Origin of the sequence: Comamonas sp. 4034 (genome assembly GCF_050434545.1) — a bacterium.
Taxonomy (GTDB): Bacteria; Pseudomonadota; Gammaproteobacteria; order Burkholderiales; family Burkholderiaceae_C; genus Comamonas; species Comamonas odontotermitis.
This window is the reverse complement of record NZ_JBNDIT010000003.1, coordinates 233,886-256,633: the sequence shown is the minus strand read 5'-3', so window position 1 is coordinate 256,633 and position 22,748 is coordinate 233,886. Positions and strand designations below refer to the sequence as shown.

Sequence of the window (22,748 nt, the reverse complement as noted above, 5' to 3'; positions counted from 1 at the left end):
CCTCAGGGCTCCGTGGCCCGCACCTTCTGATCTGCAACTGCCATCCAAACCATTCTTTCCAGCCATGCAAAAGCTCCTTACCGCAAGCCTTCTTTCCCTGAGTGTCATCACTGTGGGAAACACCGTTCATGCAGCTTCGACCGTTTCTTCAGACGTACAGGGCTCCGCGCACGCCAACGTCCTCGTTGCCGCCGCCAGTGTCAAACCGGAGGATGTGGTGAAGCACTACGCAGCCCTGGTGTCTGCCAACTATGAGGACAGCATCACCTCGGCCAAGGCCATGCAGAAGGTGATTGCGCAGTTCCTGGCCAAGCCCTCGGAGGCCGGTTTGCAAGAAGCTCGCAAGGCCTGGCTTGGAGCGCGCGAATATTACGGTCAATCCGAAGCCTTTCGCTTCTATGGCGGACCGATCGACGACGACAATGGTCCCGAAGGGCGCATCAACGCCTGGCCCATGGATGAGTCCTATGTCGACTACGTCGAAGGCAATGCCAAGGCGGGCCTCATCAACAATCCCAAAATTGCGATCACCAAGAAAAACCTGTCGGCGCTCAACGAACGTGATGGCGAGGAGAATATCGCCACGGGCTGGCACGCCATCGAATTCATGCTCTGGGGCCAGGACCTGAGCGCCGACGGTCCGGGCGACCGCCCCTACACCGATTTCGTCACCGGCAAGAAACCCAACGCCGAACGACGCCGCCTGTACCTGCAGACGATCACCAGCCTGCTCATCGATGACCTGCAGGCGGTTGCCCGCCAGTGGCAGAAGGGCTCCAAGAACAACTACCGCAGCCGGTTTGAAAAAGGTGGGCAGGAGTCGCTGCGCAAGATTTTGGTAGGCCTTGGATCGCTCTCGCGTAGCGAACTCGCAGGTGAGCGGCTCGAAGTGGCGCTTGCCAGTCGCGATCAGGAAGACGAGCACTCGTGCTTTTCGGACAATACCCACCGGGACGCCGTCACCAACGCTTTGGGCATCAAAAACGTGTGGCTGGGGGAGTACAAACGACTGGATGGAACCCTGCTTCAGGGCCCCAGCCTGCAACAATTGGTCACCACGCGCAATGCGGAACTGGCCGCCAAGACCGGCCAGCAGATCAGCGCTTCGGTCAAGGCTGCAGAGGCGATTCCTGCTCCCTTTGACCAGGCGATTCAGGGCGAACGCAACCCCGAAGCGCGCAGCAAAATCCAGGTCACGATCGACAGCCTGACCCAGCAGAGCAAGGACCTGGTTGAAGCGGCCAGTGCCATCGGCATCCATCAATTGAATCTGGTTCAGCCTTGATGCCAGCAATACCAACCAGAGGCGCCGTCTTCAGCCCGGCGATGGCACCAGCAGAAGCGGTGCCGGCGTGAGCTTCCCCATGCAATCATTGTCTCGCCCCCGTCTCCTGTCTGTTCTGGGTACCGCAGCCGCCTCCACCTGTGGCGTGCTGTGGCTCATGCATCTGGCACACGGCCAGCAAGCGCCAACTGCGGCACCTTTGTTCGAGCCCCCTGCCCGGACTGCGCAACCGGGCGGTGACACGACCGTGCATGCCTCCGGTCGCAACGCCTTCTCCCTGCCAGCGTCGAACCTGGCCGATGCCGAGCGCACGCGCTTTGTCATTGGCAACTCGTTCTTCAAGCGCAACTGGGTGGAGGCGCCTGCTTCGACCAAGGCCCGCGACGGGCTCGGTCCGCATTTTCTGGCCCGCTCCTGCGGAGGCTGCCATGTGCAGGATGGGCGCGCGCAGCCGCCCGATTTTCGCAATGCGCTGGGTGAACGCCCTCCCATTGCAGGGCTGCTGCTGCGTCTGTCGATTCCAGGTCAGGATGCCCACGGAGGCCCTTTGCCAGAACCTGTCTATGGCGACCAGCTCAACACCTTTGGCATTACGGGCGTCAAACCGGAAGGACAGGTGCGTATCCACTACGAGAGCATTACCGGCCAGTTTGGCGACGGGACACCCTACTCGCTGGAAAAGCCCCTCTACCAGATCACGGAGCTGGGCTACGGCCCGCTATCACCGGCCACCATGGTGAGCCCCCGTATCGCCCCGCAGGTGATTGGCCTGGGCCTGCTCGAAGCCATTCCCGAGTCTGAAATCCATGCCAATGCGGCCGCACAGGCCGCAGCACCAGGGCCCATCAAGGGCCAGGCCAACCTGGTCTGGGACGCCTACGGCGAGCGCATGATGCTCGGGCGCTTTGGCTGGAAGGCCAATGTAGCCACGCTGGCGCACCAAACGGCCAGTGCCTTTGTCGGTGACATTGGCATCACCTCTTCACGCTTTGCGCAGCCCGCATGCACACTGCAGCAAAAGGATTGCCTCGATGCCCCGCATGGCAAAAGCCATCAGGGCGTGGAAATCGACGACAAGGCGCTGGACGATGTGATCTTCTACCAGGCAACGCTGGCGCCACCTGCCCGGCGCAACCCGGATGCACCGCAGGTGCTGCGCGGCGAGAAACTCTTTCACGCCATGCAGTGTGCTCAATGCCACCGCCCAAGCTATCGCACCGGCCAGCCGCCCTTCCCGCGTTTGAGTAGCCCCAGCCAGTCGGGCCAGACCATCACGCCCTATACCGATCTGCTGCTGCACGACATGGGCCCGGAGCTTGCCGACGGGCGTCCTGACTTCATGGCCAATGGCCGCCAGTGGCGCACGCCGCCGCTATGGGGCATCGGATTGATCCCCGATGTCAATGGCCACCAGCGCCTCCTGCACGATGGGCGCGCCCGCGGTGTGCTCGAAGCCATTCTGTGGCACGGCGGCGAGGCCGAAGCAGCCCGCGAGTCGGTACGCCAGCTTGGCGCCGATGACCGCGATGCGCTGGTGAAATTTGTCAATTCGCTTTGAGTCACCCGAGATCACGATGAACCCTCCCACCATGCATGTGCCTGCGGTAAAGCGCCTCGTTGCGGCCATTGCTCCCGTGCTGCTTGCCATCGCGCCGACTCCGTCGGCCCAGGCGCAGGATATGGCGCCAAACGTCGCTATTCCCTTCTACACCAGTGCCCATGCCGCCCAAGGCGTGTATGGGAGCTGGTATGCGCCACAGTCAGAAAGGTTCAAAGCCGCAGCGCTCGCCTTGGCACCGGCCATCGAACGCTACTGCGCGGCGCCGCAGCAAGACAAGGCAGCACAACTGATGGCCGCCGCAGAACAGCTGCGCACCACCATCCTTGCCTGGGAGACAGTCTCGGCGGTCTCGCTGGGGCCACTGATCGAGCGCCGCTCTGCACGCAATATCGACTTTCAACCCTTTCGTCTCACATCACTGCAAAAGGCTGTCCAGAGTGCGCCAGCAGACACGCGGGCGCTGGAGCGCATCGGAGGGCCCGCCAAAGGGTTTGGCGCGCTGGAGCATCTGTTGGCACAGCAGGCAAACAAACCCGATGCCGCGTCGTGTCGATATGCAGTGGTTGCCGCGCAAGGCGTTGCACAGGAAGCCGAGGCCATTGCCGCCGGTTTTCAGAGCCTGGGCAAGACCCATTGGAGCGAGGAGGCCGAAGCCACCACCGAAACCATGGCCGAGTTCATCAACCAATGGGTGGGTGGCCTGGAACGCCTGCGCTGGCAGCGGCTGGAAAAACCTGTCAAAAGCGCAGGCAGGAAACCCATTGTCTGGCACCGAGCCGACGCAGCCAGTACCTTGAACGCCCTGCAGGCACAGTGGCAAGGGCTGCGACAACTCGCCATGGTGCTCGACCGCCAGCAGATACCGCAGCCAGGCACCGATCTGGTGCCCATCGAAGCCTATTTGCGAGGGCGCGGCCTCAAGGAGCTGGCCGATGAATGGGCACAGACCGTCGGTCAAGCCAACCAGGCCATGACGGGATTGCGCGATCTCTCGCCTGCCAACGTTAGCCAGGCCTCCGCGTCGCTGAAAAACTCAAGAAACTGATGGAAACCCAGGTGGCTCCTGCGCTGGAGATCAACATCGGTTTTTCGGATGCGGACGGAGACTGACCATGTCGGCTGAGCACTTCCTGCTGAATCGGCGCCAGTGGCTGGGCAGCGTTTCACTGGGCCTGTGCCTACCCGCCAGCCCGGTGCTGGCCAAGGCCGCTTCGCACGCCCAAGCCGCGCATCTGGCAGCGGCCTGGACAGCAGAAGACGAGCACTACGTCGGAAGGCTGCAGGTACCCGCGACCGGCACGCAACCTCTCCAGGTTGTCAGCCAGCAGAGGGTGCCTTCACGGGCACATGGCATGTGCTGCCTGAGCGATAGCAGTCTGGTGTTTGCCAGCCGCCGCCCGGGTGACTGGCTGGTGCGTCTACCTCCGCCGGGCAGCACCGAGCCTGAACAGTGGCATTGGATAGAGCCCGACCGCTGCTTCAATGGCCATGTCATAGCCAGCAGGGACGGTCGCCATCTCTACACGACCGAAACCGATTTTGCCGACAGCCAGGGGCTGATTGGTGTGCGGGACCGCCGGACTCTGGAAAAAGTGGCCGAATGGCGAACCGGCGGCATGGACCCGCATCAGTTGTTGCTCAATGGCCAGGGTCAGCTCATTGTTGCCAACGGCGGCATTCCAAGCCAGACAGAAACCGGGCGCCGCAAACTCAAGCTGGACCGTATGGATTCGTCCATCGTCCGCATGCTGCCCGACACTGGTGGAGAGATTGCCGGGCTCTGGCGCCTGCAGGACCCACGACTGAGCCTGCGCCACCTGAGCTGGGGCCCTGCAGTCGCCGCCAACCCCGACCAGCAATGGCTGGGCATCGCTCTGCAGGCCGAGCACGATGATCCGGTGCAGCGACAGGCCGCGCCGGTACTTGCCGTATGGGATGGCAAAGATCTGCGTCCCGTCGCGTTCGGTGCGGCGGGCGAAGCAGCCCTGCCTGGCGCCCGGCATCTGGGCTATGGCGGCGATATCAGCGCCCATGCCCAGGGCTTTGTGGTCAGCTGCCCCCGCGCCGATCTGGTCACACGCTGGCGCATGCCCCGATCGGCCGAGCAGGCATGGTCTCTGATGGATACCACCACACTGGCAGGCGCTTACTGCGTCAGCAATGCGGGCCGCCATGGCCCCTCCCCGACGGGCGAGCCACTTTGGATTGGTGGCCAGCACTCGGTACTGGAGCAGACCTCTCGGGGTCAAAAACAGCACAGGCTGGAATCCCTGCAGCTGGACAACCACTGGATGTTGGCGTCAGCATTGCAATCGCCCGGACTGTCCCGCTGAGCAACGGAATTCGCGAGTGGAGGCAAGTCTGGTGAGGGTTGAAAAATTCCCCATACTTGATAATGATAATCATTATTATTAATATTCATCCATCAACCAATTCCGTTGCTGAGGTGTTCCGATTGCCGGTCATCGGCGTCATGCAAGGCATCGCCTGGGTTGATGGAGAGGAATACCGTGCCCTACCCCGAGGACGACATTGACCATGTGATGCAAGAGCATGGTGCACTGCTGCGCCACTACGCCCAGGTGCAACAGCGCTGCTCGGCGCAGATGCAGAGCCAGTTCAACGAGATCCAGCATCTGCAGGCCCAGATTCTGCGGATGCGCGCGCAACTCGTCGTCCTCCAGAGTGCCCTTGCCTGGGAATGCCCAAGACCGCGTTCAGCGTTGGCCAATATCTCCGACAGCACCGCCCACCCGCCTGCAACAGACCACACCGAGCCGGAACATTCCGTGGAAGGCGCGCCTGCTGGTACTGAACTCGAGTGGCTGGGGCACAACCTGCACGAAGCCGATCTGGTGATCTGCCAGACCGGCTGCATCAGCCACGGTGCCTTCTGGCGCCTGGCCAACCATTGCAAGCGTACCGGCAAGACCTGCGTACTGGTAGACCAACCCGATGCGCTACGCATCGTGCGTATCCAGCCAGCCGACCTGAGCGCACCTCGTCCCACAGAGCAGATCCCCATCAAGGATATTTCATGACCTTCCATGCCCGCGCTCACGACAGCGCCAACGCATCCGTCCTTCCGCTACTCGAAGAGTGGAAGCGCCTGACCCAGGCAGGACTTCAGGCCAGCCGCGCACATTGCGCTGCACATGCGCTGACCTGGCACGTGAAGGCGTTGCGCGTGGCAAACCGGCTGCTGCTGCAACCCTTCGATGGCGTGGCAGACGACGACAGGCTGGCAGCCTTCGTCGTCGCACACCTCAATATCGCGGATTGTTATACCGACATGGGGCAGCACAGCGAAGCTGCGGAATGCGTGGACTGCGCACACCACCGGCTCCTCAGGTTTCTGCAAGACGAAGCGACCCCATATCCATTGCGGCAAGCTGCCTACCGGCAGTTGCACCAGACCTTTGCTGCACAAAGGCAGCCTACCCCTGTCTGCGTAACAACATCGCAAACGCTGCCTTCATTCATGCCACCCACCGGGTCATTGCTGCATTGACTGACGCGCGAGCGAATCTCTTCCCATGTTCATCCCCACTGGAGACTGCCTATGCCCTACTCCCTTCCCCCTTTGAGCTATGCCTACGATGCGCTGGAGCCTCATATCGATGCGCAAACCATGGAGATTCATTACACCCGCCATCACCAGACCTATGTGAACAATCTCAACGCCGCGCTGGAAGGAACGCAGTATGCCGAGTTGCCGATCGAGACCTTGATCGCCCAGATCGACACGCTTCCAGAAAAGCTGCGCTCGCCCGTGCGCAACAACGGCGGCGGCCACGCCAACCACAGTCTTTTCTGGGAAGTCATGTCTCCCCAGGGAGGCGGGACGCCCAGCGGCGACCTGGCCCGGGCCATGGACACCGATCTTGGTGGCTTTGACGCATTCAAGACCGAGTTCACCAAAGCCGCGCTCACCCGCTTCGGTAGCGGCTGGGCCTGGCTCACCGTGAACCCGCAGGGCAAACTGGCAGTGGAAAGCAGTGCCAACCAGGACAACCCTCGCATGGAGGGCATCGGCTCGGGCAACACCGCCATCCTGGGACTCGACGTCTGGGAACATGCGTATTACCTGAAATACCAAAACAGGCGCCCTGATTACATCGCGGCGTTCTACAACGTCGTGGCGTGGCAAGAAGTCGAGCGCCGCTACAGTGCGGCGCTTGGCCGCTGAAGCAACCAACAGCCCAACAGCAGAGCCTCTATGCCCACTGAAAATCCTGCCGCACTCAGCTCTCAGCTACCACGCCTGAGGATCTGGATCGGATTGACCATTTGTGCAGTCGGCCTGTTGGCGCTGTGCGGGCAAATGTGGGCTGCGCTTCAGAGCCAGCCATCGGCCCAGGCCGCCTTGCTCGGCGGAACAGTCGCGGCACTGGCTACTGCGCTGGGAACCTTGCCTGTGCTGCTGACGCAACGGCCATCGGGACGGGTGCAAGACACGCTGTTTGGATTCGGCGCTGGCGTGATGCTTGCGGCCTGTGCCTTCTCGCTGGTCATACCAGGGCTCAATGCGGCCCGCTCCGCACACCTCTTCGGCGGCGGCAATTGGGCAGCAGGTGCCATCGTCGGCATCGCCATCCTGCTCGGCGGTTTGGCTTTGCTCGCTTTGGACCATCTGCTGCCCCATGAACATTTCATCAAAGGCCGCGAGGGCAGCGACGCCAGGCAATTGCGCCGCACATGGCTCTTCGTCTTCGCCATCGTGCTGCACAACATCCCGGAAGGATTGGCCATCGGTGTCGGCTACGCCGGTAACGAAGGTCTGCGCGCCAATGCCCTGGCCATAGGCATTGCCATACAGGATGTGCCCGAGGGGTTTGTGGTTGCAGCAGCCTTGATCGCTGCCGGATATGGCCGCGGCCTCGCCATTGCGCTCGGCATGGCATCCGGCCTGGTGGAGCCCTTGGGAGCGGTCGTGGGAGCCACCGTTGTTGGTCACTCGGCCCTGCTCCTGCCCTGGGGTCTGGGTTTCGCCGCTGGCGCCATGCTGTTCGTCATCAGCCACGAGATCATTCCCGAGTCCCACCGCAAGGGCCACGAGGCATTCGCCACCGCCGGCCTGATGACAGGATTTGTACTGATGATGGTGCTGGACACCGCCTTGGCGTAAGCGCATATGAGCAAAGGCATGTGTGATCTTTGCACGGTCGCATTGCAGCGCGGCTGTGCATTGGTCTGGAGCGAACGCCAGTGGCTCAAGCCCGTTTCATGCAGGTAGTGCCACAGAGCGACGTTTTCGGAGCAGGTCAGGAGGACGAGCGACATGCGCAAGGATGCAACGCCGTCACGTCGATGCGTTTCCTGGTATCGCATGACAATGCACGCGCCCTGCTGCCATACAGGCCGTTTTCCCACGAACGATATTCCAGGCCAGGACGTGTGCCTGCGGCCCGCCTGAACATCTGTACCACTTCGTCGCGCGTTGTGACCGACCCTGCCGTGGCGGCCTTGCTGAAGTCGCTCGAAAAGAACGACATGGGCTCTTTCATGACTGGCTAGCATCGAGAGCCATCGTCGTCACATTCGGCAGCGCCTGGGCACAAGACAACTGCGGAATCGATTCGCATGGCGATCCGGGTCGGAAAAATTGCGCCATGGGAGCACTGCCGAGGTCACGACTCCGGTGCCCCGAATGCTCCCTCGCGTGAGAGGCCGTAGGCTGCAATGAAAAACTCGTAGATCGCCCCCGTGGCCGGGTCCCGCGCACTCTCGATACCGATGCTGTCCAAAGCGCCTTCCAAAATCTGCTCGCGCCTCAAGGGCTTTGCATCTATCTGCTGTGCCACCACATAACTTCCGTCGGGAACGCGAAAAACCACGTCACCCTTTGGCGTCACCGCCTCGACCACATTCTGCATACCATCTCCTCAGACAATCCAGGCCGTGCGCACACGCGGCCCATGGAACTATCGGAAACTGTAAGCAGTGCAGTACTTCTGCAGAAGACGGCCAAAGCTTGCGGCAGTCATAAGCTGGACTTACGAATGGATTTGGCAATATATTTGTCTCTATGCCAAATCTGCGTGCCATCGAAACCTTTGTCAAAGCCCTCGAAGGCGGCTCGATCGCCTCTGCCGCGCGCCAGTTGGGAATCTCCCCGGCCGCCGCCAGCCAGAACCTCGCGCGTCTGGAGCGCGAACTGGGTACGCGCCTCATTACACGCACGACGCGTTCCCTGGCACTCACAGAAGCTGGTGAACGCTATCTGGCCCGTGTGGCCCCGGTGCTGGACGAGCTCGAAAAGGCCCAGTCTGATGCATCCCTGGCTCAAGGAGAACTGCATGGGCGCCTGCGGGTGGCCTGCATGGCGGCGTTTGGCCGCCATATCCTTGCGCCACTGCTGCCGGCCTTCAAGCATCGCCATCCCCTGTTGAGCCTGGAGTTGCTGGTCACCGATCGCCACGTGGATGTACTCAAGGAGGATGTGGACATCAGCCTCTGCTACCGCGACGTGCTGGAGCCTGGCATGTCGGTGCGGCCACTGGCGGAGGTGCCTCGAATCCTGTGCGCCTCGCCCGCATATCTGATACAACATGGTCATCCGCAGGTGGCCGAGGATCTGCTGCAGCACGATTGCCTGCTCTATCGGCGCGAGCGCGATGGCCGCACCATGCGCTGGCCCTTCTTTCGCGACGGGCGGCGTACAGATCCGCCGTTGAAGATCGCCGCCATAGGCACCGACATCGACACCGTGACGGCGCTTGCCGCAGCGGGTGGCGGCATTGCCTGGGTGGGAGCCTTCGTCGCCCGCCTCCATATACAGGAGGGTCGGCTTGTGCCTCTGGCGCTCAAACCTGCTGGCAGAAGGCAGAAGGGGCAGTTGGAGTTCCGGGCAGAGACGCTGGATTTTTTTGCCTGCTTCCGGGATCGAAAATATGTGCCCGCCAAGGTGCGAGCCTTCGTCGACTTCTTGCTGGAGGCTCTGCCAGAGCACCCTTCCCTGAAGCGCCTGCCCGATCACGCCGGTTGAAGAACCCAACGCCCTTCGACACCGTGCAATGCGGAACAGCCAGAACCGCCGGAGTTGCTAGGCCGTTGGCTTTTTCCAGTCCGCCACCACAATGGGGCTGGTCAATTGCTCAATCTTTGCATCGATGAGCGAAAGCCTGGCCCGGTCGACCGTGCCTTCTGGTGGGCTTCGAATCAGAAGCTCCGCCCCTTCACCTTTGAGCTGGTCCAGGTACGTGTCTTCTGGATGATCATCCTGTTTGGATCGCTGCATGGTTCACCTCCTAGTTCTAGGTAGTCAAACTTTACCGCAAAAGTAAATAAATGCTAACCGATCTATGTCAAGGCCATGTGAAAAGGGGAACGATTCCTACACTCCTCTCTTGAAGAGAGAACTCCATGGTGATGACCCAGGCCACGCCTAGACCCGTCGCGCCCTGATTCTGGTAAACCGTTTTCAAGCGCGCCGAGCGGCCCGATCAATCGCTGCAATCAACCGCGCAGTCAGTCGGTCTGTTGCCGGTTGCGTACGGTGGATGTGATCGGGTTGCAGATCCCCCTCTCCCTGGTACTCCTCGTCCCAGCCTGCGTGAATGACGCCCTGCTCCTGTGCGACATCGCGCATGACTTGGTGGAACGCATCGAGATTGGCATCCTGCGCCGGATCGTAGTAGCCACTGGGGATGTGGGCAAGCCCTGTAAAGACGGGCACTGCTCCGCTACTGCGAATGATCGCCAGCGCATCGAGCAATTGCTGGCGGTACCCCTCTGGAGAAAGCAGGCCGTAGGAATCGTTCAGCCCCAGCCCAAGCATAATGACCTGCGAGGCATGCACCGCCTCCCCGAATGCTGGCTGCGGCCCCGCGGGAAACATGTTGGACGGCGCACCTGGAAATGGCTCCTGGTAACCCACCATGAAATCTGCCATGCGCAGCCCGCAGGCGTTGCGGTCCGTGATCGTCCATTTGGGGCGTCGGGCGCGCATCTGCAGAACCGGAGTATCCGGACAATCCCAGCCAAACAGAATACTGTCTCCATTTAGTTCCACAGACAGGGGGCAACATCGCACGCAAAACTTGCGCACAAGCCTGCAGATCAATTCACGAATACCCAATTCATTGCTCCTTACAGGGCCAGGAAATGGCCGGACATGTGGCATGCCAAGCCTTACCCTTACCCGAAAGATGTTTGAAAGCCGATGCAGGAGCCCGGGCTGCCGGCCCGGCAGACTCCATCGCGGCAAAGCAGTCCGAAGCGACGGTTCGCATCCACCTTACACTGCTGCCTTCGCGGTTTCTGTCGCACCAGCCACAGCCCGTCACCTGCCTCGTAGCAAACGACAGAAATTTCGACGTTTTAAATTTCGTGTCCAAAAGCAGTGCTAGAATAGCGGCTTCCCGGAGAGGTGGATGAGCGGTTTAAGTCGCACGCCTGGAAAGCGTGTGTAGGTTAATAGCCTACCGCGGGTTCGAATCCCGCCCTCTCCGCCAAGATAAACAGAAGGTCAAATACCGCATTTGATTTTCTCCATAGAAATGCTGCAAGCTTTGGCTTGCGGCATTTTTTGTTTGTGCGCAGGCTCTCAGTCTCGGAAGTCAAGTGCCGGCGCTCAATAGGGATGCCGCCCAGTCATTGGGTTTGCGCGCATTCCTTTGTACCGGAACACAAAGCTGGCCAGATAGGCACGAACGGCAGGGCCAATCTGCTGCATTGGGATGAATGAGGAAATAAAACCTCTTGAAGATTTGGCATCCAGGGCCTGTGCCACCGATGTGACCGGATGGGGGTTTTACTGGCTCAATGAGCGCCGCTTCTGCCTTTGAGCTGCTCGGCCACTTTCTGGGCCCGATTCGCAGAGAACAACAGTTGCGCGCCCCCATGGCGAGGCCCGCGAGGCAAAGGTGGCAGGATTGACCGTCACCGGTCTGCACATCGCCGATTGATCGATTTGGATAAACAAATGCATCGCGGAGAGCCCTTCATTGCTCCTTCCACGCGCCACTTGGGCGAGACACGGGCTTGAGGACTACAGGCTGAAGAAAGGCAGAGCGCCAGCCACGCGTGCGCACCTCACACCTCATCTACGATTTGCAGGCTCCGTCAAAAATGCAGACCCGATTGCGGCCGCTCGACTTGGCCTTGTAGAGCGCCACATCTGCAGAAGAGAGCAGATGGTGAATCACATCTGTCTTTTTGAGCGTAGTGGCCACACCAACGCTGACCGTTGCGGCAATGACGCGGCCGTCTTCCATTTGAATCAGGTTGTCCTCCACGAAGGAGCGGATACGCTCCGCCACTTTGATGGCCTCGCTTTTCGAGCATCCTGGCAGCAGCACCGCAAACTCCTCTCCTCCCAGGCGCCCGACCAGATCCGGCGCCCGCACTGCTGCTTGAATCCTTTCGGCGGATGCGGCCAACACCCTGTCGCCAATGACATGCCCATAGGTGTCGTTGACCACCTTGAAATGGTCGATATCGAGCATCAGAAGGCTCAGGTGCCTGCGATGCCCCTGCGCGGCCTTGATCAACTGCTCGGCTTGCGCAAAAAAAGCACGCCGCGTCAAAACACTGGTGAGTTGATCCTCTGCAGCAATGCGCTCCAGCTCATGCGCAAGGCGCTCCCGCTCTTCAGTTGCCTTGTAGGCTTCATGAATGTCGGTACTGGTGCCGAACCAGCGCACGATGCGCCCTTCTTCGTCGCGGATGGGCAAGGCCATCACCCGCAACCAGCGGTATTCCCCTGAAAAATGACGAAAGCGGTAGTCAATGTCGTAGGCGCCGCCCGTGTGCAAGGCGTTTTGCCAGGTTGTCCAGACCCGATCCCAATGATCAGGAAAAACCAGCGTCTTCCAGGTGTGCTCGTCGGCGTCCTGCGGATTGATGCCGGTAAATTCGCTCCACCGTCTGGAGAAATAGTCATGCTGGCCTGTTTCATTGCAACTCCAGACAATCTGGGGCAAGGCCTCCGTCAAGGTTTCGAAATGGAAGCGGCTTGCAGCCAATGCGGACGCCGTCTCCATCTGCTCCGTCACCTCGACCACCACACCCAGGAACTGGGTGGCCTTTTCATCGTCCGACCTGCTCGGCCTGCCTGAGGAAACTACCCAACGAATCTGGCCTCCGAGATCCACTACGCGGTAGCGGCACCGGTACGCATTGGAGGTTTCGACAGGCTGCCTGATGGCCCCAGCAACCCGCTCCCGATCCTCTGGATGAATCGCCTCATGGAAGCGGCTGACCGGAATGCCCTTTTTGCAATCGCCTTCCGGCAAGCCGTACATTCTTGCAACATTGGCGTCTGCTTTGCTGATCTGTGTCGCCAGATCCACGGCCCAGGTTCCCACCAGACCAGACCCTTCCAGGGCATACCGCAATCCATGCACGGAATCCGTGAGCTGCTGAATGCGCAGCACCATGTCGGTGACATCGAATGGAATGCACAAAGCGGCAACAGTCCGGCCATCCGATCCCAGAACTGGCATGAAGTCAAAGTGAAGCCATTGCTTGTGCACCCGACCCTGCTTCTGCACACTCAGCGGCTGCTGCTGCACGCTGAATGATTCACCTCTCATCACCCTGCTGAGTGCCGAAGAGAACAGCAAGACATGCTGCGGCACCACCTCAAGCACCGACCGCGCATTGCATGCACCCACATCCCCGGCAAAAAGATGCTGGGCGCTTTCGTTGGCAAAAAGCACGCCTTCAGCACCAAGCATCAAAGCCATGGGCGAACGAGAATGTGCCATCAAATAGGCCACGGAGACAATGGCCTGATCCCACTGGTCAAAATCAGGCAGTCCGACTGCATGCCAATCCAGACTTGCCTGTGCCCGCAACCAGTCGGACATGGCCGGTGTGGCATAGCTGTTATCGGAAATCTGGCGCAAATTAGGCATTTCCAACTGCACGGATCGTTTTTCCGGATGGTACTCCCATCCCAGGCCCTCCAACCCCGAGTTGTACCTGATTCACGATGCATCCCAATTCAATTCATCAGCAAAAGAAAAGTTGCGATTGCAATCAATACACGCGGCGAGTACTCTCCCGATGCATTCATCTCCCATCCCATCATTTGGAAGGCGGCTGCTCACCCAGTTTTCGGCGAAGCTCTGCCCTCCAGGCCACCGCATTTTCCTGGTGCTTCTTCAGCAGAATGCCGAGGATATATGCAGTGATCACCGCGCTGATGAGCGCAACGCCGCTCTCGTACAGAATGTCGACAACAAACTCCCTCACACCCTCCGACATGAACCCCAGCAGTAGAGAGAACTTCAGAAACTTGGCGATTGCTACAAGCACGACACCCAGGAGCGCTCCGGCCCACAGGAAAAAGCGATAGATATTGAGAGGTGCGGAGACTTCGTCAATCTGTTCCGGGTGTTCTCGAAAGTAAGCGATCTGTGCATCCGTGACCGATGCCGACTCGCTCAAAAACAAATCCAGATATAGCTCGTCACTGTCCTTTTTCGCGTTTGGCTTCATGGTTCGCTCACTTGGGTAGGGTTCAGCGCCTGAAAGGCACATCCCCCTTGGCTAAGACTTTGTCGCAGCATAGCCATCCGTCAACCTATCAATCACTCAATGTCCGCACAAGGGCAGAAGCGCCAAGGGGATTTTGGCCCCATCACTGTGCTTCACCGGGCTTGTGAGCTGCCCACAACGCCCGCTCCCCCGTAGGGCACGAATCCGCTTTCATGTTCGTTGACCCGCAGCGGCTTGCCCACGAAGGGAAAGGCGCGCTGGGGGCAGGCACTGCGCTCGCACACCTTGCAGCCCATGCCGATGGGCGTGGCAGCCTCCAGGTTGCGCAGGTCCAGGCCTTTCGAATACACGAGGCGCGCCGCGTGCTGCAGATCGCACCCCAGGCCGATGGAGAAGGTTTTGCCCGGGGCCCCCCAGCCATGACCGGCATGGCTGATGGTGCGGGCAATCCACAGGTAGATGCGGCCGTCTGGCATGCTGGCCAGCTGCGGCACGATGCGGCCCGGCTGGGTGAAGGCCTCGTACACACCCCACAGCGGGCAGGTGCCGCCCGTCCTGGAGAAATGAAAATGCGTGGCCGATTGGCGTTTGCTGATGTTGCCTGCGCGGTCCACGCGGATGAAGAAGAACGGCACGCCCGGTGCGTCAGCCCGCTGCAAGGTCGAGAGGCGGTGGCACACGGTCTCGAACCCCACACCAAAGCGACGCGCCAGCAGATCGATGTCGTATTGCAGACGCTCCGCCGCCTGCAAAAACTCGCCATAGGGCAGTACAAACGCCCCCGCCACGTAATTGGCCAGCCCCATGCGCGCGAGGCGCCGCGTGGCATCGTCCTGCCAATGGCTGGCGTTCAGCACTTGTTCGATCAAGCCGTCAAACTCCAGCAGGGCCAGTTGCGTAGCCAGCTGAAACGCCTGCTGGGCAGGGCGCAGCTGGGTGGCCACATGGAGGGTTCGCGTGGCGGCATCAAAGTAGCGGTGGCGCTGGTGGTTCGGAGATCGCAGCACCAGCACCTGGTGCCGCGCCTGCAAGCGGTACTGCAGCCATTCCTGCTGGCTGCCGGCCTGCGAGCTGGCTTGCTCCCTGGCCTGCTGTGCCAGATTTTCGGCTGCACGGTCCAGCGCATCAAAATGGTTGCGATGGGCAAAGAAGAAGTCGCGTACCGCCTCAAACGGCATTTGCCGGTGGGGCCCGTGCACCTGGATGGCAACCGCTCCCTCGTCCAGCTCGGCACGCCCGTCACCCAGGCGCGCAGCCAGCGCCTCCAGCCGTTCGGTATCGGCCAGGTGACGCTGGTGCATGGCCAGCAGCGCCTGCGCCAGTTGCGGCAGCCGAGATGCAACCTCGCGCAGCTCCGGCAGCGGCACAGCACCTTCCGGCGCGGGCATGGCGGCCATGGCATCGCGCAGCCGGGCCAGCAGGCGCGCCTCCTCGTCTTCGGAGAATTGCTGAATGTCCACGCCCAGCACTTTGTGAATCTTGAGCAGCACCGGCACGGTGAGCGGGCGCTGGTCCTGCTCGATCTGGTTGAGATAGCTGGGCGATAGCTCCAGCGCCTGCGCCAGCGCGGCCTGGGTCATGCCGCGTTCGGCACGCAGGCTCCGCAGTCGCACGCCCATGAAGGTCTTGGCCATTTCTTCCGTCTCCACTCTGGTGAGTCACCGAGAAATTTGCAAAATTCGCAAACTTTTCATTTCTCTTTCGCAATCATTCGCCAATTCAGGCCTGGGCTTACCGCATGCAATTGCGTAGATTGCGAAGTATGGCAGATTCACCAGCGCCTTCAAACCTGTGCTGGTCGTGACTGCCCCCTACTTCAGGAGATTCGTATGCGCATCGTGGCAGAACCCAGCATCCAGCCTGCAGCCCCGGCGGCTGGCAGTTTCAAACCCAAGAAATCCGTGGCCCTGTCGGGCGTGACGGCCGGCAATACCGCGCTATGCACCGTCGGCAAGACTGGCAACGATCTGCACTACCGTGGCTATGACATTCTGGACATCGCTGAAGTTTGCGACTTCGAGGAAATCGCCCACCTGCTGGTGCACGGCAAGTTGCCCACGCGCGCCGAACTCAGGGCCTACAAGACCCGGCTCAAGTCACTGCGCGGTCTGCCCGGCAGCGTAAAGGCCGCGCTCGAACAGTTGCCAGCCGCCAGCCACCCCATGGATGTGATGCGCACCGGCGTATCTGCCCTGGGCTGCGCGCTTCCCGAGAAGGACGACCACAACCTGGCAGGCAGCCGGGATATCGCCGACCGGCTGATGGCCTCGCTTGGCAGCATGCTGCTGTATTGGTACCACTTCAGCAATTCGGGCCGCCGCATCGAGGTCGAGACCGACGATGAATCCATTGGCGGCCATTTTCTGCACCTGCTGCATGGCACCAGGCCATCGGACAGCTGGGTGCGCGCCATGCATACATCGCTCAATCTGTATGCCGAGCACGAATTCAATGCGTCCACCTTCACCGCCCGCGTGGTGGCAGGTACCGGCAGCGATGTGTATTCGGCCATCACGGGCGCCATCGGCGCGCTGCGCGGCCCCAAGCATGGCGGTGCCAACGAGGTGGCCTTCGAGATCCAGAAACGCTATGACAACCCGGCCGAAGCAGAGGCGGATATCCGGCGGCGCGTGGAAGCCAAGGAGGTGGTGATCGGATTTGGCCACCCGGTCTACACGGTCAGCGACCCACGCAACGTGGTGATCAAGGGCGTGGCCAGGCAGCTGTCCGATGAAGCAGGCAGCACCAAGATGTACGACATTGCCGAGCGCCTGGAATCGGTGATGTGGGACGTCAAGAAGATGTTCCCCAACCTCGACTGGTTCAGCGCCGTGAGCTACCACATGATGGGCGTGCCCACTGCCATGTTCACGCCCCTGTTCGTGATTGCGCGCACCAGCGGCTGGGCGGCCCACATCATCGAGCAACGGCAGGACAACAAGATCATCCGCCCGAGCGCCAACTACACCGGCCCGGACGACCAGCAGTTTGTGCCGATTGACGAGCGTCAATAAGTACGGAGCCCCATGACGGCGTCATCCATGCAACCCCATTCCCTGTGCATTGCCATTGCCGAGAAGCTGCGCACGCGCATCCTGAACCACCAGATGCCGCCCGGCAGCGACATCAACGATGGTGCGCTGGCCCGGGAATTCGGCGTGAGCCGCACGCCGGTGCGTGAAGCGATGAAGCTCCTGTGCCACGAAGGCCTGCTGACCGCACAGCCCCGGCGAGGCATGAGCGTGACACGGCTCACCCCCGCCCAGGTGGCCGAAGCCCAGCAGCTGTGCAGCCTGCTGGCGAGCCACCTGGCCCAATTGCAGAGACAGCCCTCCGCCGCCAGCACGGGGCTGACGCGCCAGCTCTATGGCGTGGCCCACGCCCGCCTGCAACTGGCGCGCGAGCCGGATGCCTGCATGCCGCTGAACTTTTCCACCACACCATCCGCGCCGGCCCAACCCGCATTGGCCGACTGAAAACCACGAGAAGACCGAACCATGCGTACGCCTCCCAGCAGCAATCTCTACCGCCAGCCATTGGCAGGCACATCGCTGCACTACTACAACGCCCAGGCCGCAGTGGATGCCATCCACCCCGGCGCCTGGGCCACGCTGCCCTATACCAGTCGCGTTCACGCCGAAAACCTGGTGCGCCGCTGCGATCCTGCCATCCTCACCGAATGCTTGACCCAGATCACGTTGCGCAAACGCGAACGCGACTTTCCATGGTTTCCGGCGCGCGTGGTGTGCCACGACATCCTGGGCCAGACCGCGCTGGTGGATCTGGCCGGCCTGCGCGATGCCATTGCAAGCCAGGGGGGCGATCCGGCGGCGGTGAACCCGGTCGTGCCCGTGCAGCTCATCGTGGACCATTCGCTCTCCGTGGAGTGCGGTGGCTTCGACCCGCAGGCCTTTGAGAAGAACCGCGCCATTGAAGACCGGCGCAATGAAGACCGCTTCCACTTCATCGACTGGTGCAAGCGCGCCTTCCAGAATGTGGAGGTGATCGCACCGGGCAACGGCATCATGCACCAGATCAATCTGGAACGCATGAGCCCCGTGGTCCACGCCGTCAACGGCGAGGCCTACCCCGACACCCTAGTGGGCACCGACAGCCACACGCCGCATGTCGATGCACTGGGCGTCATCGCCGTGGGCGTGGGCGGGCTCGAAGCCGAGAGCGTGATGCTGGGCCGCGCCTCCTGGATGCGCCTGCCCGAGATCGTCGGCGTGCAGCTACAAGGCAAGCGCCAGCCGGGGATCACCGCCACGGATATCGTGCTCGCGCTGACGCAGTTTCTGCGCCAGCAGAAAGTGGTGGGCGCCTACCTGGAATTCTTTGGCGACGGCGCGCGCAGCCTCACCATTGGCGACCGCGCCTCCATCTCCAACATGGCGCCCGAATACGGCGCCACGGCCGCCATGTTCGCCATCGACGAGCAGACCATCGATTACCTGCGGCTGACAGGCCGCGATCCCGCGCAGGTGCAACTGGTGGAAACCTATGCCCGGCAGGCAGGCCTGTGGGCCGACACGCTGGAACATGCCGAGTACGAGCGCACCTTGCACTTCGACCTGTCCTCCGTCGTGCGCAATATGGCGGGCCCCTCCAACCCGCATGCGCGGCTCCCCACCACCGATCTGGCTGCGCGAGGCATTGCCGGTGCATGGGTGGAGGAAGATGGCCGCATGCCAGACGGGGCCGTCATCATCGCTGCCATCACCAGTTGCACCAACACCAGCAACCCGCGCAACGTGATCGCCGCCGGCCTGCTGGCGCGCAATGCCCGCAACCTGGGCCTGGCGCGCAAACCCTGGGTCAAGTCATCGCTGGCTCCGGGTTCCAGAACGGTGCCGCTGTACCTGCAGCAGGCGGGGCTGCTTGGCGATCTGGAAGCGCTGGGCTTTGGCGTGGTCGCCTTTGCCTGCACCACCTGCAACGGCATGAGCGGCGCGCTCAGCCCGGCCATTCAGCAGGAGATCATCGACCGCGATCTCTACACCACAGCTGTGCTCTCGGGCAACCGCAACTTTGACGGGCGCATCCACCCCTACGCCAGGCAGGCGTTCCTCGCCTCTCCGCCGCTTGTGGTGGCCTACGCAATTGCAGGCACCATCCGCTTTGACATCGAAAACGACGTGCTGGGCATGCACCAGGGGCGCGAGATCCGGCTCAGGGACATCTGGCCCAGCGATGAAGAGATCGACACGGTGGCAAAAGCGGCTGTCAGGCCCGAGCAGTTCCTCGCCGTGTACGAGCCCATGTTCGCCATTCACCATAACGCCAGCGCCCAGGAAGAGGCGCTCTACCCCTGGCGCCCGCAAAGCACCTACATCCGCCGCCCACCCTACTGGGAGGGTGCCCTGGCTGGCGAGCGCTCGCTGCGCGGCATGCGGCCCCTGGCCATCCTGCCGGACAACATCACCACCGACCATCTCTCGCCCTCCAACGCCATCCTGATGGACTCTGCCGCAGGCGAATACCTGCACCGCATGGGCCTGCCGGAAGAAGACTTCAACTCCTACGCCACCCATCGCGGCGACCACCTCACGGCCCAGCGCGCCACCTTCGCCAACCCCCAACTGTTCAACGAAATGGTGAGGAACGCCGATGGCAGCGTAAGACAAGGCTCTCTGGCACGCGTGGAGCCGGAAGGCCGCGTCATGCGCATGTGGGAAGCCATAGAAACCTATATGGACCGCAGGCAGCCGCTCATCATCATTGCGGGCGCCGACTACGGCCAGGGCTCCAGCCGCGACTGGGCAGCCAAGGGCGTGCGCCTCGCAGGCGTGGAAGCCATCGCAGCGGAAGGCTTCGAGCGCATCCACCGCACCAACCTGATCGGCATGGGCGTGCTGCCGCTGGAGTTTGTACCCGGCACCACGCGCCTGACACTGGGCCTCGATGGCACGGAAACCTTTGACGTGCTTGGCACGCGCGAGCCGCGTGCCCGCCTGGTATTGGCCGTGCACCGCCGCGATGGCTCCCACCTGGAGGTGCCGGTGATCTGCCGCCTCGATACCGCAGAGGAAGTCAGCATTTACGAGGCGGGTGGCGTGCTGCAGCGCTTTGCACAGGATTTTCTGGCAGAAAATGATGAAAAACTGCTGGAGCCGCAAGCGTAGAAAGCGCCAAACGCTATCAAATTTGATGCACCAGATACAACCAATATGCGGTGCGCCGCAGCCTGCACGCAACCCATACAGAAAGACAGCATGAGAGACAAGCAGCGGACAGCACCGCAAATCAGGATTGCCGCCACCTACCTGCGCGGTGGCACGAGTAAAGGTGTTTTCTTCCATCTGCAGGACCTGCCAGCCGCCGCCCAGCAGCCGGGCCCCGTGCGCGATGCCATCTTTCTGCGCGCGCTGGGCAGCCCCGACCCATATGGCAAGCAGATCGACGGCCTGGGAAATGCATCGTCCAGCACCAGCAAAGGCGTCATCCTGAGCCGCAGCACGCGCGAAGGCCATGATGTGGATTACCTTTTCGGCCAGGTTTCCATCGACAGGCCATTTGTGGACTGGAGCGGCAACTGCGGCAACCTCAGCGCCGCCGTCGGCCCCTGCGCCATCCACATGGGCCTGATCAGCCCGGAGAGAATTCCGCACAACGGCACGGTCACCGTGCGCATCTGGCAGGCCAATATCGGCAAGACCATCGTGGCGCACATTCCCATCACCGAAGGGCAGGTTCAGGAAACCGGCAATTTCGAGCTGGATGGCGTCACCTTCCCCGCTGCCGAAGTGGCGCTGGAGTTTGTTGACCCGGCCGATGAAGGCGACGCGGGTGATGCAGGCGCCGGGATTTTCCCGACTGGCAACCTGATCGATCAGCTGGACGTGCCCGGTATCGGCCGCTTTGCCGTGACCATGGTCAATTCCGGTATCCCCACCATCTTCCTGAACGCCGGTGACCTGGGCTACAACGGCACCGAACTGCAGGACGCCATCAACAACGATGCGGACGCCCTGGCCAGGCTGGAAACCATCCGTGCCCACGGCGCGCTCCGCATGGGCCTGATTCACGATCTGGCAGAGGCGACCACGCGCCAGCATACGCCCAAGATTGCCTTTGTGGCACCACCCGTGGGCTACCAGGCGGCAGGCGGCAAAAGCATTGACGCGAGGGACATCGACCTGACGGTGCGCGCCCTCTCCATGGGCAAGCTGCACCACGCCATGATGGGCACCGCAGCCGTGGCCATCGGCACCGCAGCGGCGATACCCGGCACGCTGGTGAACCTGGCCGCAGGCGGTGGCGAGCGGCAGGCCGTGCGCTTTGGCCACCCAAGCGGCACGCTGCGCGTGGGCGCCGAGGCACGGCTCGTCAACGGCGAGTGGCAGGTCACCAAGGCCTTGATGAGCCGCAGCGCGCGGATTCTGATGGAAGGCTGGATTCGGGTACCCGGCGAGGTGCTGCTTGCCAAGTAGCGGGTCTCAACATACCCAACCACTCTTCCGCGCTTTACACAAGCGCGCCTTACGCTATCAAAAACAGAGAAGACAAGAGAGAAACCATGAATTCCAGGCAACAACTCAAAGCCTTGGCTGATGCACGCCGGGGCGTCATCGTACCGGGCGCCTTCAATGCCTTGTCGGCCCGGCTGATCGCCGACCTGGGCTTTGAAGCGATTTACGTGACCGGCGCCGGTGTCACCAATATGTGGTTCGGCATGCCCGACCAGGGCTTCATGGGCCTGACCGACATTGCCGACCACACAGCCCGCATCCGCGACGCGGTGGAGGTGCCGCTGCTCGTCGACGCCGACACGGGTTTTGGCAACGCCGTCAACACCTACCAGGCCGTGCGCACGCTGGAGCGCGCAGGCGCTGACTGCATTCAGCTCGAAGACCAGGTCAGCCCCAAGCGCTGCGGCCACTTCAATGGCAAGGCGGTGATCGAGACCAGCGAGATGCTGGGCAAGATCAAGGCCGCCGTCGACGCCCGGCGCGACGAAGGCACCCTCATCATGGCCCGCACCGATGCGGCCGCCGTTCACGGTTTCGAGGCCGCCATCGAACGCGCCCAGGCCTTTGAGGAAGCAGGTGCCGACATTCTGTTCGTCGAAGCCGTGACCGAGCAGGCACAGGTGCGCGCCCTGCCCCAGCAGGTCAAGGCGCCCCAGCTCATGAACATGGTGATCGGCGGCAAGACCCCCATCTTCAATGCCGATGAATTGGGCCAGCTGGGCTTTGGCTTTGTGCTCTACGCCAACGCGGCCCTGCAGGGCGCCGTGACCGGTATGCAGAAGTGCCTGACGCTGCTGCGCGATACCCATCAGGTGAACGAAGACCCGGCCATCGTCGCCCCGTTTCTGGAACGCCAGCGCCTCGTGAACAAGGATTTCTGGGATTCGCTGGAGCAGAAGTACAGGTAAGCGCCAGAGCTATGGCGATTGAGAATCTGAATGAAATCGGGCTATGGTGCTCGTACATAAAGCGCCATTCGCTC

The 22,748-nt window shown here is 61.7% G+C and carries 21 protein-coding genes and 1 tRNA gene; 16 read left to right on the top strand and 6 right to left on the bottom strand.

The annotated features are described in order from the left end of the window. Positions 1–64 precede the first annotated feature (64 nt). The 9 genes from ABIE32_RS05390 to ABIE32_RS05350 all read left to right on the top strand — a co-directional run bounded on the left by ABIE32_RS05390 (position 65) and on the right by ABIE32_RS05350 (position 8,363). Complete coding sequence (locus tag ABIE32_RS05390; protein WP_429014562.1) at positions 65–1,285, top strand: imelysin family protein; 1,221 nt, start codon at positions 65–67, stop codon at positions 1,283–1,285. 79 nt (positions 1,286–1,364) lie between these two features. Continuing rightward, entirely contained in the window at positions 1,365–2,843 is a 1,479-nt protein-coding gene (locus tag ABIE32_RS05385) for a di-heme oxidoredictase family protein (protein ID WP_429014560.1), read from the top strand. Positions 2,844–2,859: 16 nt separating this feature from the next. Then, positions 2,860–3,891 (top strand): imelysin family protein, encoded by a 1,032-nt coding sequence (locus ABIE32_RS05380; RefSeq protein ID WP_429014558.1) that lies wholly within the window; start codon positions 2,860–2,862, stop codon positions 3,889–3,891. A 67-nt stretch (positions 3,892–3,958) separates the two neighbouring features. Beyond that, positions 3,959–5,179: a DUF1513 domain-containing protein gene (locus ABIE32_RS05375; protein WP_429014556.1), complete on the top strand. Its 1,221-nt coding sequence runs from the start codon at positions 3,959–3,961 to the stop codon at positions 5,177–5,179. A 177-nt stretch (positions 5,180–5,356) separates the two neighbouring features. Continuing rightward, positions 5,357–5,887 (top strand): DUF2325 domain-containing protein, encoded by a 531-nt coding sequence (locus ABIE32_RS05370; protein ID WP_224152164.1) that lies wholly within the window; start codon positions 5,357–5,359, stop codon positions 5,885–5,887. Beyond that, entirely contained in the window at positions 5,884–6,357 is a 474-nt protein-coding gene (locus ABIE32_RS05365) for a hypothetical protein (protein WP_429014553.1), read from the top strand. Before ABIE32_RS05370 ends, ABIE32_RS05365 begins: the two co-directional genes overlap by 4 nt. A 51-nt stretch (positions 6,358–6,408) precedes the next feature. Then, entirely contained in the window at positions 6,409–7,035 is a 627-nt protein-coding gene (locus ABIE32_RS05360) for a superoxide dismutase (RefSeq protein ID WP_429014552.1), read from the top strand. Positions 7,036–7,065: 30 nt separating this feature from the next. Then, positions 7,066–7,974 (top strand): ZIP family metal transporter, encoded by a 909-nt coding sequence (locus ABIE32_RS05355; RefSeq protein ID WP_429014550.1) that lies wholly within the window; start codon positions 7,066–7,068, stop codon positions 7,972–7,974. A gap of 80 nt (positions 7,975–8,054) precedes the next feature. Continuing rightward, positions 8,055–8,363, top strand: a complete 309-nt coding sequence (locus ABIE32_RS05350) for a hypothetical protein (protein ID WP_429014548.1) — start codon at positions 8,055–8,057, stop codon at positions 8,361–8,363. A 113-nt stretch (positions 8,364–8,476) separates the two neighbouring features. Here the strand turns inward: ABIE32_RS05350 and ABIE32_RS05345 are convergent, their stop codons facing one another. Next, positions 8,477–8,722, bottom strand: coding sequence for a hypothetical protein (locus ABIE32_RS05345; protein ID WP_429014547.1), 246 nt, complete (start codon positions 8,720–8,722; stop codon positions 8,477–8,479). 152 nt (positions 8,723–8,874) lie between these two features. Between ABIE32_RS05345 and ABIE32_RS05340 the strand changes: the two genes are divergently transcribed. Beyond that, the gene (locus ABIE32_RS05340; protein ID WP_429014545.1) at positions 8,875–9,834 is read left to right on the top strand and encodes a LysR family transcriptional regulator; all 960 of its coding nucleotides are present in this window, start codon (positions 8,875–8,877) and stop codon (positions 9,832–9,834) included. Between the two features lie 57 nt (positions 9,835–9,891). Here ABIE32_RS05340 and ABIE32_RS05335 read toward each other — a convergent pair whose 3' ends face one another. Both ABIE32_RS05335 and ABIE32_RS05330 read right to left on the bottom strand, forming a co-directional pair. Beyond that, entirely contained in the window at positions 9,892–10,086 is a 195-nt protein-coding gene (locus ABIE32_RS05335; protein ID WP_224152158.1) for a hypothetical protein, read from the bottom strand. A 183-nt stretch (positions 10,087–10,269) separates the two neighbouring features. Continuing rightward, positions 10,270–10,926 carry a GDSL-type esterase/lipase family protein gene (locus ABIE32_RS05330; RefSeq protein WP_429014543.1) on the bottom strand — a complete coding sequence of 219 codons (657 nt, stop codon included), beginning with the start codon at positions 10,924–10,926 and terminating at the stop codon, positions 10,270–10,272. Between the two features lie 285 nt (positions 10,927–11,211). Between ABIE32_RS05330 and ABIE32_RS05325 the strand changes: the two genes are divergently transcribed. Continuing rightward, positions 11,212–11,302, top strand: a tRNA-Ser gene (locus tag ABIE32_RS05325). A 591-nt stretch (positions 11,303–11,893) separates the two neighbouring features. Here the strand turns inward: ABIE32_RS05325 and ABIE32_RS05320 are convergent. From ABIE32_RS05320 to ABIE32_RS05310, 3 genes are all read right to left on the bottom strand, one after another. Next, positions 11,894–13,762, bottom strand: coding sequence for a diguanylate cyclase (locus tag ABIE32_RS05320; protein WP_429014542.1), 1,869 nt, complete (start codon positions 13,760–13,762; stop codon positions 11,894–11,896). A 118-nt stretch (positions 13,763–13,880) separates the two neighbouring features. Continuing rightward, a complete protein-coding gene (locus tag ABIE32_RS05315) occupies positions 13,881–14,294 on the bottom strand; it encodes a hypothetical protein (protein WP_429014541.1) in 414 nt (137 codons plus the stop codon). A 152-nt stretch (positions 14,295–14,446) separates the two neighbouring features. Continuing rightward, on the bottom strand, positions 14,447–15,928 hold the full coding sequence (locus ABIE32_RS05310) for a short-chain fatty acyl-CoA regulator family protein (RefSeq protein WP_429014539.1): 1,482 nt from the start codon (positions 15,926–15,928) through the stop codon (positions 14,447–14,449). Positions 15,929–16,123: 195 nt separating this feature from the next. Between ABIE32_RS05310 and prpC the strand changes: the two genes are divergently transcribed. From prpC to ABIE32_RS05285, 5 genes are all read left to right on the top strand, one after another. Continuing rightward, entirely contained in the window at positions 16,124–17,308 is a 1,185-nt protein-coding gene (gene prpC, locus ABIE32_RS05305; RefSeq protein WP_429014537.1) for a bifunctional 2-methylcitrate synthase/citrate synthase, read from the top strand. 27 nt (positions 17,309–17,335) lie between these two features. Beyond that, the gene (locus ABIE32_RS05300) at positions 17,336–17,770 is read left to right on the top strand and encodes a GntR family transcriptional regulator (RefSeq protein ID WP_429014536.1); all 435 of its coding nucleotides are present in this window, start codon (positions 17,336–17,338) and stop codon (positions 17,768–17,770) included. A gap of 21 nt (positions 17,771–17,791) precedes the next feature. Next, positions 17,792–20,419 (top strand): Fe/S-dependent 2-methylisocitrate dehydratase AcnD, encoded by a 2,628-nt coding sequence (gene acnD / locus ABIE32_RS05295; protein ID WP_429014534.1) that lies wholly within the window; start codon positions 17,792–17,794, stop codon positions 20,417–20,419. Between the two features lie 90 nt (positions 20,420–20,509). Then, positions 20,510–21,727 (top strand): 2-methylaconitate cis-trans isomerase PrpF, encoded by a 1,218-nt coding sequence (gene prpF, locus ABIE32_RS05290; RefSeq protein ID WP_429014532.1) that lies wholly within the window; start codon positions 20,510–20,512, stop codon positions 21,725–21,727. Positions 21,728–21,813: 86 nt separating this feature from the next. Beyond that, positions 21,814–22,674, top strand: a complete 861-nt coding sequence (locus ABIE32_RS05285) for an isocitrate lyase/PEP mutase family protein (protein WP_429014531.1) — start codon at positions 21,814–21,816, stop codon at positions 22,672–22,674. Positions 22,675–22,748 lie beyond the last annotated feature (74 nt).